The 16,015-nt window shown below is 72.4% G+C and carries 15 protein-coding genes; 7 read left to right on the plus strand and 8 right to left on the minus strand.

Features of this window, described 5'->3' with window-relative positions; all coding sequences use genetic code 11:
* Positions 1-125: 125 nt before the first annotated feature.
* Both COUCH_RS15895 and COUCH_RS15900 read right to left on the minus strand, forming a co-directional pair.
* Positions 126-1,190 (minus strand): glycosyltransferase, encoded by a 1,065-nt coding sequence (locus tag COUCH_RS15895; RefSeq protein WP_249612853.1) that lies wholly within the window; start codon positions 1,188-1,190, stop codon positions 126-128.
* A 79-nt stretch (positions 1,191-1,269) separates the two neighbouring features.
* On the minus strand, positions 1,270-2,055 hold the full coding sequence (locus COUCH_RS15900) for an AfsR/SARP family transcriptional regulator (RefSeq protein WP_346015992.1): 786 nt from the start codon (positions 2,053-2,055) through the stop codon (positions 1,270-1,272).
* A gap of 623 nt (positions 2,056-2,678) precedes the next feature.
* Here COUCH_RS15900 and COUCH_RS15905 point away from each other — a divergent pair.
* From COUCH_RS15905 to COUCH_RS15925, 5 genes are all read left to right on the plus strand, one after another.
* Entirely contained in the window at positions 2,679-3,461 is a 783-nt protein-coding gene (locus COUCH_RS15905) for an SDR family oxidoreductase (RefSeq protein ID WP_249612855.1), read from the plus strand.
* Positions 3,462-3,474: 13 nt separating this feature from the next.
* Positions 3,475-4,707, plus strand: a complete 1,233-nt coding sequence (locus tag COUCH_RS15910) for an FAD-dependent oxidoreductase (RefSeq protein WP_249612856.1) — start codon at positions 3,475-3,477, stop codon at positions 4,705-4,707.
* Positions 4,704-5,507 carry a cyclase family protein gene (locus COUCH_RS15915; RefSeq protein WP_249612857.1) on the plus strand — a complete coding sequence of 268 codons (804 nt, stop codon included), beginning with the start codon at positions 4,704-4,706 and terminating at the stop codon, positions 5,505-5,507. The genes COUCH_RS15910 and COUCH_RS15915 overlap by 4 nt, the downstream gene beginning before the upstream one ends.
* A gap of 1 nt (position 5,508) precedes the next feature.
* Positions 5,509-6,591, plus strand: a complete 1,083-nt coding sequence (locus COUCH_RS15920) for an acetylserotonin O-methyltransferase (RefSeq protein ID WP_249612858.1) — start codon at positions 5,509-5,511, stop codon at positions 6,589-6,591.
* 70 nt (positions 6,592-6,661) lie between these two features.
* Entirely contained in the window at positions 6,662-7,117 is a 456-nt protein-coding gene (locus COUCH_RS15925; RefSeq protein WP_249612859.1) for a nuclear transport factor 2 family protein, read from the plus strand.
* An 80-nt stretch (positions 7,118-7,197) separates the two neighbouring features.
* Here COUCH_RS15925 and COUCH_RS15930 read toward each other — a convergent pair whose 3' ends face one another.
* The 6 genes from COUCH_RS15930 to COUCH_RS15955 all read right to left on the minus strand — a co-directional run bounded on the left by COUCH_RS15930 (position 7,198) and on the right by COUCH_RS15955 (position 13,692).
* Positions 7,198-8,430: a class I SAM-dependent methyltransferase gene (locus tag COUCH_RS15930; RefSeq protein ID WP_249612860.1), complete on the minus strand. Its 1,233-nt coding sequence runs from the start codon at positions 8,428-8,430 to the stop codon at positions 7,198-7,200.
* 73 nt (positions 8,431-8,503) lie between these two features.
* Complete coding sequence (locus COUCH_RS15935) at positions 8,504-8,797, minus strand: antibiotic biosynthesis monooxygenase family protein (RefSeq protein WP_249612861.1); 294 nt, start codon at positions 8,795-8,797, stop codon at positions 8,504-8,506.
* 13 nt (positions 8,798-8,810) lie between these two features.
* The gene (locus COUCH_RS15940; protein WP_249612862.1) at positions 8,811-10,349 is read right to left on the minus strand and encodes a class I adenylate-forming enzyme family protein; all 1,539 of its coding nucleotides are present in this window, start codon (positions 10,347-10,349) and stop codon (positions 8,811-8,813) included.
* Positions 10,342-11,265: an SRPBCC family protein gene (locus tag COUCH_RS15945; RefSeq protein WP_249612863.1), complete on the minus strand. Its 924-nt coding sequence runs from the start codon at positions 11,263-11,265 to the stop codon at positions 10,342-10,344. The genes COUCH_RS15940 and COUCH_RS15945 overlap by 8 nt, the downstream gene beginning before the upstream one ends.
* Positions 11,266-11,311: 46 nt before the next feature.
* The gene (locus COUCH_RS15950; protein WP_249612864.1) at positions 11,312-12,061 is read right to left on the minus strand and encodes an SDR family oxidoreductase; all 750 of its coding nucleotides are present in this window, start codon (positions 12,059-12,061) and stop codon (positions 11,312-11,314) included.
* A 5-nt stretch (positions 12,062-12,066) separates the two neighbouring features.
* Positions 12,067-13,692 (minus strand): FAD-dependent monooxygenase, encoded by a 1,626-nt coding sequence (locus COUCH_RS15955; RefSeq protein ID WP_249612865.1) that lies wholly within the window; start codon positions 13,690-13,692, stop codon positions 12,067-12,069.
* Positions 13,693-13,890: 198 nt separating this feature from the next.
* Between COUCH_RS15955 and COUCH_RS15960 the strand changes: the two genes are divergently transcribed.
* Both COUCH_RS15960 and COUCH_RS15965 read left to right on the plus strand, forming a co-directional pair.
* Positions 13,891-15,429: an FAD-dependent monooxygenase gene (locus COUCH_RS15960; RefSeq protein ID WP_249612866.1), complete on the plus strand. Its 1,539-nt coding sequence runs from the start codon at positions 13,891-13,893 to the stop codon at positions 15,427-15,429.
* Positions 15,426-16,013 carry a dTDP-4-dehydrorhamnose 3,5-epimerase family protein gene (locus tag COUCH_RS15965; protein WP_249612867.1) on the plus strand — a complete coding sequence of 196 codons (588 nt, stop codon included), beginning with the start codon at positions 15,426-15,428 and terminating at the stop codon, positions 16,011-16,013. Before COUCH_RS15960 ends, COUCH_RS15965 begins: the two co-directional genes overlap by 4 nt.
* The last annotated feature ends 2 nt before the right edge of the window (positions 16,014-16,015 follow it).

Genomic DNA, 16,015 nt, shown 5'->3' on the forward strand with positions numbered 1-16,015 from the left:
CCCTCGATCCGATCGCTGCGTCCCGGCGATGCGGTACGAGCCTGCCGGTCGCGCCTAAACCGCTGCTGGATCCGCGGTGGAGCTTCGCGGCGGCGCCTCGCGGGAAGCGCGGGCGACCGAGCGCGCTACCGGCCGGCCGCGACGTCGGCGATGAGCAGGCGGGCGACCTCGGCCGCGGACGCCATGCCGTCGAGTTCGGCCGCGAGCCGGCGGGCGGCGCGCCGGGGTGGCGGGGAGTGCACGTGCCGGATCGCAGTCGCGAGTCCGCCGTCGCCCAGCTCGTCCCATCCCACCCGGCAGCCGGCCCCGAGTCCCGCCACCCGGGCGGCGTTCCACTCCTGGTCGGCGTTGTAGGGGACGACGACCGCGGGCAGGCCGTACCCGAGGGCGTGCATCAGTGAGCCGAAGCCGCCGTGGCACACCAGTGCGGTGCAGCCGGCGGCGAGCGTCCCGAGGTCGGCGAACGGGTGGACCTCGACGTGCGGGGGCGCCTTCCCGGCGATCTCGCCGGCCCGGTCCCCGGCGGCGAGGAGGCAGGGCATCCGGACGTGCGTCAGCTCCGCCAGCACCCGCTCGAGCAGGTCGCCCTGGTTGAGCAGGGTGCCGAGGGTGACCAGCAGGCGGGGTCCGGGGGGCGGTGCCGGTCCCGGCCCGCGGTCGGGCGCCCGCATCGTCGCCCAGGCGCCCGGCACCCGCTCGAAGCTGGGCGGCGTGGTGTGCACGTACCGGCTGCGGCTGAGGGCGTCGAGGTCGGCGGGCGTGGCCGGCAGCCCGGCCGCCGCCCGCAACCGCAGCAGCAGCTGTCCGCCGTCGCTCATCAGCCGGTCGCCGCTGCGGAAGAACCCGATGCCCACGGTGCTCACCGGCAGGCCGGCGAGCTCGGCCGCGAAGGAGACCCCGAACTCGGTCGGCTCCCGCAGCACCAGATCGGGGGAGACTTCCTTCAGCACCGTGTTAGCGGCGTGAAAGGTCGCCCCGATCGTGTTCTCCGCGAACGAGTAGTCCGGGTGCCCGCCGGTGGGGCTCTCGCCGACCGTGAACGGCAGGGGCGCCCGGTGCGCGGCGAGCCAGGGCGGCCCGGCGCCCCGGAAGGGGAACCCCCGGCGTTCCACGAAGGCGCGGAACGCCGGGCTCGACACCACGACGACGTCGTGTCCCTGATCCTGCAGGGCCCGCAGGAGGCCCGACATGGGAAGGAAGTGCCCCGGGGCGGGCTGGGAGGTGCAGAGAACCCGCACGGTGCGTCCTATATGGAGGATCGGCGTCCGGTCACCGGCCGGTGCTTGCGAGCTCGGTGCTGCCCGTGAGGATCGCGTGGTGCAGTTCCTGCAATCTGGCGGACGGCTCCAGCCCGAGATCGTCGACGAGCAGGGTACGGAAACCCTGGAACGAGTCCAGCGCGGCGCGCAGACGGCCGGCGCGGAACAGGGCGACCATGTATTGCGCGCGGAAGCCCTCGTGCATCGGGTGGCGGCCGACGAGTTGGGTGAGCTCGCTGAGCACCTCGTGGAAATGCCCCAGGCGCAGTTCCGCCTCAATCCGGAGTTCGGTGATGATCAGACGGCTCTCCTCGAGCCGGCGCACATGCAATTCGAGCAGTGGCCCGGGGCGTACGTCTGTCAATGGCTCACCTCGCCAGAGACGCAATGCCCTGGTGAACGCGTCGCTCGCCTGCTCGTAGCGCTGCTCCGACATGTAGGCCTGTCCCTGCGTCACCAGGTTCTCGTAGATGCTCAAATCGTGAACCGACTCGTCCACACGCAGCATATATCCAGGCAGGCGGGTGACCAGAATGTTGCGGCCGGCCTGTCCCGCGTCGTGCAGATACATTCCCCGAAACATTTTCCGGAGCTGCAGGACATACGTTTGCAGAGTCGTCAGTGCGCTGCGCGGCGGGTTTTCCTGCCACAATTCTTGGATGAGTGCGGTGGTGGAGACCGCGCGATTCGGTTCCAGCATGAGCATGGCGAGGACGCTACGTGGTTTCGGAGCCGTCATGATCTGTGATACTTCGACTCCATCGATCATGAGTGGGCCCAGTACGCCGAATTGCATTGATTCTCCCCCGTGTGTTGTGCGGCGGAAACCGCACGATTTGTCCCGCCCTGTGCCGCGTCGACCGGACCGTCAGACCGGGAGTGCTCCTTCTCCGCCCGGTGGCCCGGTGGGCCCGGTGGTCGAAGGTGGCCCCTCGTCGTCGAGCGGGCCGGTGGTGACGGAAGTGGTCGTCGTCAAATTTCGCGGCTGTCGGTGATGCGACAGAGTTCCCTGGTGGAGGTCCCTCTCGTCGCCTGTGGGCGGTGGTCGGCGGACGTGGCCTTGCGGTTTTCCGCAATCTTCCTTTCCGGGTCCTGTCGGGCGTGATTCCGCAATAGGCCACGGCGTGCCGCAACCCATGGAACAACATGGCCAACGTCTATGCAAGACCGTTCGGATTTGGGGGGTGCGGTAACCCGCAGGTCACATACCCCCCAATCCGGACGCCGGGCTACCGTCATGCTGCGGTCATGTTGCGCAAGCGTAAGAGACTGCATTCTGTGAATCGGCTGGGCGTGGTCGGCCGGACCGCACTCCACCATTCCTCCGGTCCGGCTCGAGTCTGAATCCATCCCTCTGCGCCACCGTTGCGGCAGGCGGGCCGACCCGCCGTGTCCCCACGAGGGAAGGAGGAAGGCCAGATGGTCCAGGAAGGCTCGTCCCATCCCGTCCCTCAGCCGTTGCCCGGACTCAAGGGCCGCGTGGCGCTCGTCATGGGCGGTACCCGCGGCGTGGGCCGCGCGGTCGCCGAGAAGCTCGCCGCCTCCGGCTGCGACGTCCTGGTGAACTACGCGTCGTCCACGTCCGCCGCCCAGGCGCTGGTGGACGACCTCGCCGGCGAGGCCGGTACGGTCACCGCGGTCCAGGGAGATGCGCGGCGCCCGGCCACGGTGGAGCGGCTGTTCGACACCGTGCGGGAGCGCCACGGGCGGGTGGACATCGTCGTGCACTCCGTACCGTCGATGCATCCGATGCCCGCTGCCGCGCCGCGCATGAAGGACTTCCGCACCGACGTCGAGACGGCCCTGGTGCCGCTCGCCGCTCTGGCGGCGCCCGCGGCGGCGGCCATGGGCGAGGGCGGTCGCATCGTCGCCGTCTCGGCGAGCGTTGCCCGTACGGTGACGCCGAACTTCGTCAGCCTCGGTACCGCCAAGGCCGCGATGGAGGCCCTGGTGCGCTACCTGTCGGTGGAGTTCGCCGGCCGGGGGGTCACGGTCAACGCGGTATCGGCCTCCAAGCTGGACAAAGGTGCGGAGACCACGCTCCCACACGTGGCCCGGGCGCTGGCGGCACGCACACCGGCCGGCCGGCTCGCCACCCCGCGGGACATCGCCGACGTGGTGGGCCTGCTCTGCCTCCCGGAAGCACAGTGGGTCCAGGGACAGGTGATAACCGTCGACGGCGGACTCCAGCTGACCGCCTGAAGGGAAGCGACTCATGGACGACGAGACGGACGTCTGCGTGGTCGGCGGCGGCCCGGCCGGGATGACGCTCGCGTTGCTGCTCGCCCGCAGCGGCATCCACGTCACGGTGGTCGAACGCAGCCCCACCCTCAATCGTGAGTACCGCGGGGAGATCCTCCAGCCGGGCGGCATCCGCGTGCTGGACGAGCTCGGCGCCCTGACCGGGGCGCGGGCCCGCGGCTCCTTCCCGCTGGCCCGGTTCCGCCTCGTCGAGCACGGCCGTGACCTCATGTGCTTCGAGTACGGCCGGCTGCCCGGCCCGCACAACTACCTGCTCAGCCTGCCGCAGGCCCACCTGCTCGCCGAGCTGCGGGAACGGTGCGCGGAGTACCCGCACTTCAGGTACGTCGTCGGCCGGGTCAACGAGCTCATCGAGCGCGACGGCGTGGTCCGCGGGGTCCGTACGGCCGACCGGGACGGCACCTCGCACACGGTGTCGGCGCGCTGCGTCGTGGGCGCGGACGGCCGGCACTCCCAGGTGCGCCGCCTCGCCGGCCTCCCCGACGGCCGGCTCGACATCTTCGACCAGGACGTCGCCTGGTTCCGGCTGCCGAACGAGAAGCCGCTCGGCGAGGTCACCGTGAACCGGGCCGGCGGCAACCCGGTGCTGGCGTACGACTCGCACCCGGGCCACGCCCAGCTCGGCTGGACGCTGCCGAAGGGCGCGTGGCGGGAGCTGGCCTCGGCCGGTATCGGCGAGATCCGCGACCGCGTCCGGCAGGCCGTACCGCGCTTCGCCGACCGGGTCGACGACTCGCTGCGCAGCCTCGCCGACGTGTCCCTGCTGGACGTCTTCGGCGCGTGCGCCCCCCGGTGGTACGCCGACAGCCTGGTCCTCATCGGCGACGCGGCGCACACCCACGGCCCGCTCGGCGCCCAGGGCATCAACGTGGCGCTGCAGGACGCGGTGGTCCTGCACCCGATCCTGGTCGCCGCGCTGCGCGACGGCGACACCTCCGCGGCCCGGCTGGCCGAGTTCGACAAGCGCCGCCGGCCGGACGTCCAGGCCATCCTCAAGTTCCAGGCGATCCAGAGCAAGGTCATGTTGTCGTCGGGCGGCGTCGCCGCCTTCGTCCGCCCGAAACTCGCCCGCGTCATGATGCGCACCCCCATCGGGGCGAAGTTCACCCGGCAGGTGGCCTTCGGCAACCCCTCGGTGCGGATCGCCGGCGACCTCTTCACGGCATCCCGGAGGGCCTCCAGATGAAGCTGATCGACCTGTCCGCACCGGTTGACGCCTCCGGGTGGGAACCGGAGCCGCTGACCCACGAGATCATGAGCCCGGCCGACGGCGCCCGGCACATGGCCGCGGAGATGCGGGAGCACTTCGGCATCGACTTCGACCCGTCCGTGCTCGACGACGGCGAGCTGCTCTCCATCGACACGCTGCGGCTGACCACGCACACCGGTACGCACATCGACGCGCCGTCGCACTACGGCACCCGGGCGTCGTACCGGGCCGAGGGGCCGCGCACCATCGACGAGATGCCGCTGGAGTGGTTCTACCGGCCCGCCTGGGTGCTGGACCTGACGGATGCGCCGGCCGGCGCGGTGGGGGCCGATCGGATCCAGGCGGCGCTGGACGGCCTCGACGGCCCGGTCCAGCCACTGGACATCGTGCTGCTGCGAACCGGCGCCGACCGGCACGTCGGCACGGAGAAGTTCTTCACCGACTTCGCCGGCCTCGACGGCCCGGCCGTGCACCTGCTGCTCGACCTGGGCGTCCGGGTCATCGGCACCGACGCGTTCAGCCTGGACGCGCCGTTCGCCGACATCATCGACAGGTTCCGCCGTACCGGTGACCGCTCGGTGCTCTGGCCGGCGCACTTCGCCGGCCGGGACCGGGAGTTCTGCCAGATCGAGCGCCTCGCCAACCTGGACCGGCTCCCCACCGGCGGCTTCACCCTGGCCTGCTTTCCCATCAAGATCGTCGGGGGCGGTGCCGGGTGGACCCGCGCGGTGGCCCTCGTGGACGGTCCGGACGACGGCGCCCTGGAGGCGATGTGACGTGACAGACACGACGGAATCCGGGGTCTTCGACCTCGTCCGGCAGGGACAGTTCTACGACGCCGCCGCGGCGCCGGAGACCTCCCCGCGGCAGCGGCTGATGCTGCTCGCCAACGGGCAGCGGTTCGCCGCGGTGGTGTACGCCCTGGCCGAGCTGAACGTGGCGGACCAGCTGGCGGCCGGCCCGCGGCCGGTCACCGAGATCGCGGCGGCGGTCGGCGCGGACGAGTCCGCCCTCTACCGCCTGCTGCGCTGCGCGGCGCTGCTCGGCGTCTTCGTCGAGGTCGACGACCACGTCTTCGGGCTCACCCCGCTCGCCGAGGGACTGCGCACGGATGTGCCCGACGGTGTCCGCGACGCCGTGCTGCTGGACGGCTCGCGCTTCTTCTGGAGCTCCTTCGCGTCCATCCTGCACAGTGCGCGTACCGGCGGCCCGGCGTTCGACGCCGAGTTCGGCATGACGTTCTGGGACTACCTGACCGAGCACCCCGAGTCGGGCGGCGTCTTCGACGCGGCGATGACCGCGATCAGCCGGCGGCTCGGCGACATGTACCTGGACCGGGTCGACTTCGGCCGCTTCGGCACGGTCGCCGACATCGGCGGCGGGCGGGGCTACTTCCTGGCCGAGGCCGCCCGGCGCCACCCCGGCCTGCGCGGCGTGCTGTTCGACCGCCCCCAGGTGGTCGAGGTGGCCGGCGCCCTGCTCGCCGAGCGCGGCGTCGCCGACCGGGTACGCGTCGTCGGCGGTGACTTCTTCGCCGACCCGCTGCCGACCGGCTGTGACGCGTACGTGATGAAGACCGTGCTGCACGACTGGCCGGACGAGCGCGCCCTGCAGATCCTGCGCCGGGTCCGTACGGCCATCGGCGACACCGGCGCCCGGCTGCTCGTCCTGGAGCAGGTCGTCGAGCCCGGCAACGCCTGGGACCCGGCCAAGTTCCTCGACGTCGACATGCTCGTCGTGATGGGCGGCCGCGAGCGCAACGCCGGCGAGTGGGCGCGGCTGTTCGGCCAGGCCGGGTTCGAGCTCGTCGACCCCCCGTCCACCGGTGGCTGGGCCGTGCTGGAGTGCCGGCCCCGCTGACCTGCGTCCCGTCTCCGGCCGCCGCGCAAGCGGCGGCCGGTCGCGTCCATCCGTGAAGGTGAGGCTGTTCATGACCGTCGTTGAGGAACCCGTCACGTCCTCGTCGCTCTACCTGGAGGTGCAGCAGTTCTACGCCAGGCACATGCAGTTGCTCGACTCCGGCCGGGCCGGCGAGTGGGCCGAGACGTTCACCGAGGATGCCGTGTTCGCCCCCGAGCACGCCCCCGAACCCACGGTCGGTCGTGCCGCACTCGCCGCGGCGGTGCAGCGCAGCCACGAGAAGCTCGTTGCCGACGGCGAGGTCCGCCGGCACTGGCACGGCATGGTGGACGTGGCGCCCGGGCCTGACGGGACGCTGCGCGTCCGGTGCTACGCCCTGATCGTCGGCACCCGCGTCGGCGGAACCCCGGGCCTGCTCATGTCCTGCGTCTGCGAGGACGTCATGGTCCGCGACGGCGACGGCGGCCTGCTGGTCCGGGAACGCCGGGTCACCAAGGACGGGGTCGCCGCGCCGGTCCTGCCGTAAACCCACGTGCGACGAGGCCCCCGCCGGGATTCCGGCGGGGGCCTCCTCGTGGTGGGCGGGACGCCTCGGGCGGGTGCGGCTCACACGATGTCGAGCATGGGCAGCGGGAAGACGAGCTTGCCGCCGCCGGCAAGGTACTCCTGCTCCCGCTCGACGAAGCCGTCCCGGTAGATCCAGGGCAGCACCAGCAGCTGGTCCGGCCGCTGGGCCTTGGCCTCCTCCTCGGAGACGATCGGGATGCCGGTGCCCGGGGTGACGCGGCCGGACTTGTCCTTGTTGGGTTCGCCGATGCAGGGCAGGTCGGCGCTGGAGATGCCGCAGTACTGCAGGATGACGTTGCCCTTGGTGGAAGCGCCGTACCCGATGGTGAGCAGGCCGCGGGCGCGGGAGTCGTCCAGGAAGGTGCGCAGTTCGTCCCGGCGCTGCTCGACCCGGGCGGCGAAGGCCTCGAACGGCGCCATGGTCTCCAGCGCCATGTCCCGTTCACCGGCCCGGATGCGGGCGATCGCGGCCTCGTCGGCGACGTGCCGGCTGCCCTGCTTGGCCAGCGTCAGGCAGAGGCTGCCGCCGTACACGTCGTTGAGCTCGGCACGGATCACCCGCAGACCGGTACGCTGCGCCATCCACTCGATCTGCGCCAGCGCGTAGTAGTCGAGGTGCTCGTGGCACACCACGTCGTACGCGGTGACGTCGAGCATGGCCGGCAGGTAGCTCTGCTCGAGCAGCCACACCCCCTCGTCGTCGAGGACGTCGGCCACCTCCTGCATGAACTCGAGCGGGCGCGGCAGGTCGTAGAACATGGCGATCGACGTGACCGCCTTGGCCTTGCGGGCCCCGAACCGCTCGGTGAAGACCTTCTTGGAGAAGAAGTCGGTGATCAGCTCGACGTGCCCGGGGTAGTACGGCCGGAACTTCTCGCCGCACGGGTCGATCCCGACGAGCGTCGCGCCGCCGGCGGGGTAGCCGCGCAGCAGCGTCGAGTCGTTGCTGCCGATGTCCAGGACCAGGTCGCCGGGGCCCGGTTCGACGAGCTGCCGGATCGCCGCCACCTTGCCGTGCAGGTGGTTCACCATGAAGGGCCGGATGCCCGACCGGTAGCCGTAGTCGTCGGTGTACATCAGCTCCGAGTCGGCGGTGTGCCGCAACTGGACCAGGCCACAGCCGTCCGGGCCGCACTTGAGCAGCTCCAGCGGGATCATGGGGACGTCGTCGTCCGCGCTGCGGGGGAAGAGGCCGGTGAGGGCCTGGGGCCCCAGATCGAGCACCGGCAGCAGGTTACGGTTGCCGCAGATGCGGCACTCATCGATGATCATGGGCTCTCTCTCGTCGAGTCGCCCGCCCGCCACTCGGGCGGGCGGGCAAGGGGCCTGATCCGGCTGCGGCCGGTCAGCTGTGCGCGGTTTCCCCGACCTCCGCGTAGAGGTCGGCGTCCGGAGTCGCGAGGCCGGCCATCTGCTTGACCCGCTCGCGGAACTCCTCGCTCTGCACGGCGTTGCGGTGCGACTGGGCGTCCGCCCAGACCGCGGTCTCGACGTACACGTCGGGCCGCCGCAGCGAGCGCAGCAGCTGATGGTCCAGGTAGCCGGGCTGATCCCGCATGTACGCGCTGATCTCCGAGAGCACCCGGCGGAACTCGTTGTCGTCGCCGGTCACGGTGAACTTGTTGACCAGGGTGACCATTGCTGTCTCCTTCCTAAGCGGCGCCCGGCGCGGCGCCGGGTGCCAGGTCCTCGAGGGTCAGGCGTCCCCGGATCTCGTCACGCAGCTGCCGGCGGGGCACCTTGCCGCTGGGTGAGCGCGGAATCGCCGGTACGGCCTGCACGTGCCGGATCCACTGGTAGTACGGCAGGTCGCGGTTGACGTCGGTCGCCACGGCGGACACGTCGGCCGGGTCGCCGCCGGCGCCGGTACGGGGTACGACCAGCGCCACCGCCACCGCGCCGCTGAAGGGCTCCGGGTAGTCCAGCACGACGCAGTCGGCGACGGCCGGGTGCCGCCGCAGCACCGCCTCGAGCTCGCTCGGCGCGACCAGCCAGTTGTCGCACTTGAAGACGTCCTTGAGCCGGTCGACCACGAACAGGTAGCCGTCGTCGTCGGTGTATCCGACGTCCCCGGTGGCGAACCAGCCCTCGGCGTCGAGCGCCGCCCCGTCCGGCTCGTCCAGGTAGCCGGGCATCAGCTGCGGCCCGCGTACCTGGATCTCGCCGCGTTCACCCGGCGGGAGCACCTTGCCCGTCTCCAGATCGACGATCCGGCACTCGGTGTCGGCCACCAGCGGCCCGCAGGACCCCGGCTTGGGGCGGTCCGGCTGGTCGCAGTGGGTCATCGGCGAGGTCTCGGCCAGGCCGTAGCCCTGCAGGACCGGGATGCCGAAGTGGTGCGAGAGCGCCCGGGTCACCGGGACGGCGAGCGCGGACCCGCCGGAGTTGATCGCCTCGACGGTCCGCAGGCTGGTCCCGGCCAGCCTCGGGTCCGCCGCGAGCCGGGTCAGCCGTACGGGCAGGCCGTAGTAGCGGGTGGCGCCCACCCGCCCGGCGAGCTCGACCGAGGCGATCGGGTCGGGGTCGGTGCAGAGCACCTGCGTGGCGCCGGCGTGCAGCGCCGAGTTCAGGTGCATCGGGTGGTACGTGGGCAGGTGGTTGAGCGTCACCGAACCCTCGTGCAGCTGGTGCGCCCGTACGGTCTGGGCCGCGTTGACGGCCAGGTTGCGGTGGGTCTGCCGGATCCCGCGGGGCAGCCCGGTCGTGCCGCTGGTGAACTGCACGCAGGCCAGCCCGCCGGACGGCACGGGTTCCGGCGTGAAGTCCGTGAGCGGGCTGCGCACCTCGTCGCCGGCGAGGTCGAGGACCGTACGCAGCAGCGGCAGCCGGTCCCCGATGGCGGCCACCCGGGCGGCCAGCTCGGCCGGGGCGAAGAGCACGCTCACCCGCGCGGCGGCGAGCTGGTGCGCCAGGGCGTCCTCGCGGAGCAGGGGTATCAGGGGCATGACGACGTGCCCGGCCCGCAGCACGCCGTAGTACGCCACCGCGAAGGCGGGATCGAGCACCGACGCGACGGCGACGGTCGAGCCCGGCGCCGGCGCCAACCGGCGCAGGTGCGCGGCGCAGCCGTTCACGAGCCGGTCCAGCTCGTCGTAGGTCAGCGCCGCCCCGCGATCGTTGCGGATCGCCACCCGGTCGCCCGGCCCGGGTGCCCGGGCCAGGTCGTCCAGGCGGCCGACGGGTTCACGCACCTGCCCGCTCCTCGGCGAACTGCTTGGCCAGGCGCAGGTTCGTCATGCTGTTGGTGCTCAGCACCTTGCGCAGGTAGCGCCGGGCGTCCTCGACGGTGGTGCCCGGGCCCAGGATGTGCAGCGCGGACGGCTTGATCACCGCGGTGTGCCGGGACTCGATGACGAGACCGTCGCGGTCCTCGGTGAACCGCCAGTGCCCGGTGTGCGCGTCCAGCAGGGCGGGCAGGCCGATCTGCTTGTAGATGATCTTGTAGTGCGGGAAGCACAGCCGTACCGAGCGGGTGGTGTGGGCGCGGCCGTCCGGGGTCGAGGTGTCCATGTCGAAGAACTGGACGTTGGGCACGTTCTCCGTCATGTCGATGCGGGCCACGTGGTGCAGGCGCTCGGGCCACTTGTCCGCCTCGTACAGGATCTGGTAGGCGTCCTCCGCGGAGCCGGCGGCGTACAGCGGGTCGGTGAAGTCGACGACCAGGTCCGCCAGTTCGTCGCGGCGCTGCGCCGCGTCGGTGACCGTGGTGAGCAGGTCCAGGCGGGCGGCCTCCAGCCGCTCCGGCGACTCCGGAGCCTCGCCGTCGATCTCGAAGGCCAGCTCCACCTCCGTCTTGCCGCCGGAGACGTCCCGCAGCGTCCAGGCGCCGCGGACGCCGGTCGGCTGCCCGTCGGCGTCCTCGTCGACGAACGAGACGCGCAGCGCGGCCCGGTCGAGGCTGCGCCGGATGGTACGGCTCCACACCTGTTCGTCCTTGGTCACCGTCCAGATCTGCACGACGTCCTCGTCGTCCTTCACCGGGTCGTGCTCGGTGTGCAGGATCGTGGGGGACAGGTGCGGCAGCGGTGCGACGTCGACGATGTGGTCGAAGACCGTGTCGGCGGGCGCGTCGACCGTGGTGGACGAGGCGGTGCGGGTCGGTGTCACGTGGGGCACGGTGTTCCTCCAAAAGGGTGAGAGACCGGGGCGCGGATCAGCCACCGACCATCGAGACCACCTCGCCCGAGATGTTCTGGTTGGCGGCGGAGGCATAGAAGACGATCAACCGGGCGACGTCGTGCGGGTCGCACAGCCGGCCGGTGGGCATGCGGGTGGCCGCGGCGGCGAGCACGGGCGCCGGCAGGTACGCGAGCGCGTCCGGGGTGGCGGTCAGGCCGGGGCTGACCACGTTGACCAGGACGCCGTGCGGGCCGACGGAGCGGGCCAGGCTCACCGCGAAACCGTGCAGGGCGGCCTTGGCCGCGCCGTACGCCTCCTGCCCGGCGTCCCCGCGGGTCGCCACGTGGGAGGAGACCAGGACGACCCGCCCGCCGCCGCGGCCCCGCATGGCGGCCACCGCGAGCTGCACCGTACGCAAGGTGGGGTCGACGTTGCTGCGCAGCGTGTCCGCCCACTCGGCCGGGTCGATCTCGTCGAAGGCGGGTCCGGGCGGGCGTGCGGGCCGGCGGACGGCGTTGGCCACCAGCACGTCGATCCCGCCGCACCGGGCGGTGACCTCCGGCACCAGCCGCTCCACCGAGCCGGGGTCCGCCAGGTCGTAGCGCACGGGCAGCACCTGTCCGGCGCCGAGCTCCTCGGCCAGGGCCGCGGCGCGGTCCTTGTTCGAGGCGTACGTCGCCACCACGCGGGCGCCCTCGGCGGCGAACGCGCGTACGGCCGCCTCGCCGATGCCCCCGGTGCCGCCGGTGACCACGACGACCTTGCCGCGCAGCCCGAGATCCATGCCGTTCAGCCGACCGTGGAGAGCGGGCTGACCAGGCACACCCGCTCGAGGGCCGCGGCGAGCGTGTCGCAGGCGAGCGTGGCGCCGCGGGACTGCACGTAGCCGTCGGGCCGGACCAGCACCCAGCCGCCGTCGCGCAGCCCGAGGCGGTCGCGGACGCGGCGGTCCTGGTCGGGGATCACGCCGGCGCCCTCCACCGTGGCCTCGTCGGTGATCCACCAGACCGACAGCCAGCGCCGGTACGCGTCCTCGGCCCTCTTCGCCACGTCCATCGCCTGGGCGTTGTCGGCCTTCGGGCTCAGCAGCAGCAGCCAGCGCGGTTCACGCAGCGCCTCGAGCAGGACGGGCCAGCCGCAGCTGCGCTCGTCCTCCCGCGTCACCCGGGTGACCCGCTGACCGGGCGCGGGGCCGTCGTGCGAAGGCGTGCCGGGCGCGCTGAGCGGCGACTCGTGGTACGACAGGTTGAGCCCGGACATGCCGCCGAGCAGCTGCGCCTGCACCCGCTTGCGGATCTGGCGGACCCGGCTGATCACGCCGAACAGCACCGGCAGCGCCAGGTCGGTGAACGGCGTACGCATCTCGATCATCTGGGTCGCCTTCTTCGTCGACTCCAGCAGCTCGGCACCGACCGGGACGCGCTCCACCTCGTAGGTGTCGAGCAGCTCCGGCCGGGAGTCCCCGGCGATCACCATCGCGAGCTTCCAGCTGAGGTTGATCGCCTCCTGCACGCCGGTGTTCATGCCCTGGCCCGAGGCGGGACTGTGCACGTGCGCGGCGTCGCCGGCCACCATGCAGCGGCCCGCCCGCATCCGCGGCACCATGCGCTGCTGCGCCGTGAAGACCGACACCCAGGTGGGGCGCTCCACCGTGACCCGGTGCCCGATCCCGGCGCTGATCTTGCGCTGGAAGCGCTGCGCGATCCGGTCGTCGTCGCCGTCGTAGTCGACCTCGACCGTGTCCAGCAGCCGCCAGCGGTCACCCGAGAGCGGTACGGCCATCAGCGTGCCGCCCTTGGCGCGGATCCAGTAGATGCTGTTGGGCGGCAGCTTCGTCGTCATGACCGCGTCCGCCAGCAGCCAGGTCTGGTTCGCCGCGCCGGACAGCGGCAGGTCCAGCATCTTGCGGACGGTGCTGTGCCCGCCGTCGCAGCCCACCACCCACGGCACCGTGGTCTCCTCGACCCGGCCGCCGGTGTGCCGCAGCCGGACGGTGGCGGCCGAGCCACTCTGCTCGAGGCCCTCCAGGCGCACCCCCCATTCCGGGGTCACGCCGTACGCGGCCAGCGCGTCGCGGAAGACGGCCTCGGTGCTGGTCTGCTCGATCGCGACGGTGAACGGGTACCGCGTCGGCATGGTGGAGTAGTCGGCGTCCAGCCGGGCCAGGCGACGCCCGTCCTGGTAGAGCGTGAAGGCCGAGATCTCGCGGCCGCGCCGCAGTATCTCGTCGATCACCCCCATCTGGTCGTACAGCTCCAGCGTGCGCGGGTGCGTCGCCACGGCGCGGCTGGTCACGGCCGGTCCGTCGGCGGCGTCGACGAGCCGCACCCGGACGCCCCGCCGGACGAGTTCGTGGGTGGTCGTCAATCCGACCGGACCCGCGCCCACGACCAGCACCTGAGGCATTTCCGGCATGCCTGACCCCGTCATCGGACCTCCCCAACCAGGACGGATCGCTCAGTGCCGTCGAGGTTGAGCGGTCCGGCTCGAGGCGGCCTCGACGCTCGGTGGGGCGCCCTGCGGTCCGCCCCGTCTCGAGCGTGGCTCGAGGCCCGATGGCCACGGTGGGCAGCGGGAACCGGCGCGCGCCGGCATGCGGAAGCGAGGAGACCCTTGGACTTCGACGTGATCGTCGTCGGCGGCGGACCCGTCGGCGCATTGCTCGCCGCGGAGCTGCGGCTCGGCGGCGCGCGGGCGGTGGTGCTGGAACGGCTCACCGAGCCGAGCGGGCACTCGAAGGCCTTCCGCCTGCAACCGCGGACGCTGGAGCTCTTCGACCAGCGCGGCATCCTCGAGCGGTTCCTCGAGGGCAACCGGATCTGGCCCCGGGCCCACTTCGCCGGCATCGAACCCCTGCTGGAACTCGACAGGCTGGACGCGGCGCACCCGCACGCCCTGCTGATCCCGCAGGCCCGCACCGAGGAACTGCTCGAGAAGCACGCCCTCGACCTGGGCGCCGAGATCCGCCGCGGGCACGAGCTGACCGGGCTGGCCGCCGGCGGCGACGAGGTGGTGGCCCGGGTCCGTTCCGCCGCCGGCGAGTACGAGCTGCGTGCGGCGTACCTGGTGGGCTGTGACGGCGGGCGCAGCACGGTCCGCCGGCTCGCCGGCATCGGGTTCACCGGCACGGATCCGAGCGTGAGCGCGCTCCTGGGCGACGTGGAGCTGCCCGAGCCCGGACAGCTGCCGGCCGGCGTGCCGGGCACCATGCGGACGCCGCGCGGCCTGCTCATGGCGATCTCCGTGCTGCCCGGGGTGACCCGGGTGCTGACCACCGAGTTCGACCGGCCCCTGCCGGACCGGGACACCCCGGTCACGCTCGACGAGCTTCGGACCACTGTGGAGCGCGTCACCGGCCTGCAGGTCACCATGCGCGAGCCGCGGTGGCTCTCCCGGTTCACCGACGCCACCCGGCTGGCCGACGAGTACCGCACCGGGCGCGTCCTGCTCGCGGGCGACGCGGCGCACGTGCACTTCCCGATCGGCGCGCAGGGGCTGAACCTGGGCCTGCAGGACGCGATGAACCTGGGCTGGAAGCTGGCGGCCACCGTCGCCGGGTGGGCCCCGGACGGGTTGCTGGACAGCTACGGCGCCGAGCGCCGGCCGGCTGCGGTCCGGGTGCTGCGCGAGACCCGGGCCCAGGTGGCGTTGATGAATCCGGAGCCCCGCGTCGACGCGCTGCGTGACCTGGTCGGGGACCTGCTGGCCCTGCCCGAGGTCAACCTGTGGCTGTCGCGGGAGCTGTCCGGCCTGGACGTGCGCTACGAGAGCATGGCCGGCGACGCCGGCCACCCGCTGGTGGGCCGGCCCTGCCCGGCACTGACCGCCGATGCCGGCGCCGGCCCCGTGCCGGCCGCCACGCTGCTGCGCAACGGCCGCGGCCTCCTGCTGCTGCCGCCGGACGCTACGGACCCCGCCACCGCCGGGTGGGCCGACCGCGTCGACGTGCTGCCGGACGTACGCCTCGACGCCGGTGACCGCAGCGACGTGCCCGCGGCGCTGCTGCTGCGGCCGGACGGACACGTCGCGTGGGCCGGCGCCACCGGACCGGACGGGGCCGCCGCGCTCGGCGCCGCGCTGCACCGGTGGTTCGGCGCGCCGCACGAGCTCACCTCAACCGTGGACCACGCGCAGAACCGGGGGACTTCGTGAACATCCGCAAGCTGGGCGTAACCGGCGGCTTCGCCTTCACCCCGGAGGTCCACCGCGACCGCCGTGGGCTGTTCGTGTCGCCGCTGCAGGAATCGGCGTTCGCCACCGCGATCGGGGGGCGGTTCCCGGTGGCCCAGACCAACCACAGCGTCTCGGCGCGCAACGTGCTGCGCGGTGTGCACTTCACCGTGGTGCCGCCGGGACAGGCGAAGTACGTCTACTGCGCCCGCGGCCGCGCCCTGGACGTGATGGTGGACATCCGGGTCGGCTCGCCGACGTTCGGGCAGTGGGAGGCGACCGAGCTGGACGCCGAGTCGTACCAGGCCGTGTACTTCCCGGAGGGCGTCGGGCACGCGTTCCTGGCGCTCGAGGACGACACGACCATGTCGTACCTGGTCTCCAGCGGGTACCGGGCCGAGCAGGAGAAGGGGATCGACCCGCTCGACCCCGAGCTGGGCCTGCCCTGGCCGGCGGGGATCCGGCCACTGCTGTCCGACCGGGACGCGGCCGCGCCGAGCCTCGCCGAGGCGGAGGCGCTCGGGCTGCTTCCCCGGTACGTCGACTGCCTGCCCGGACAGGGGTGAGC

Source organism: Couchioplanes caeruleus, from assembly GCF_023499255.1.
In the GTDB taxonomy this organism is placed as follows: Bacteria; Actinomycetota; Actinomycetes; order Mycobacteriales; family Micromonosporaceae; genus Actinoplanes; species Actinoplanes caeruleus_A.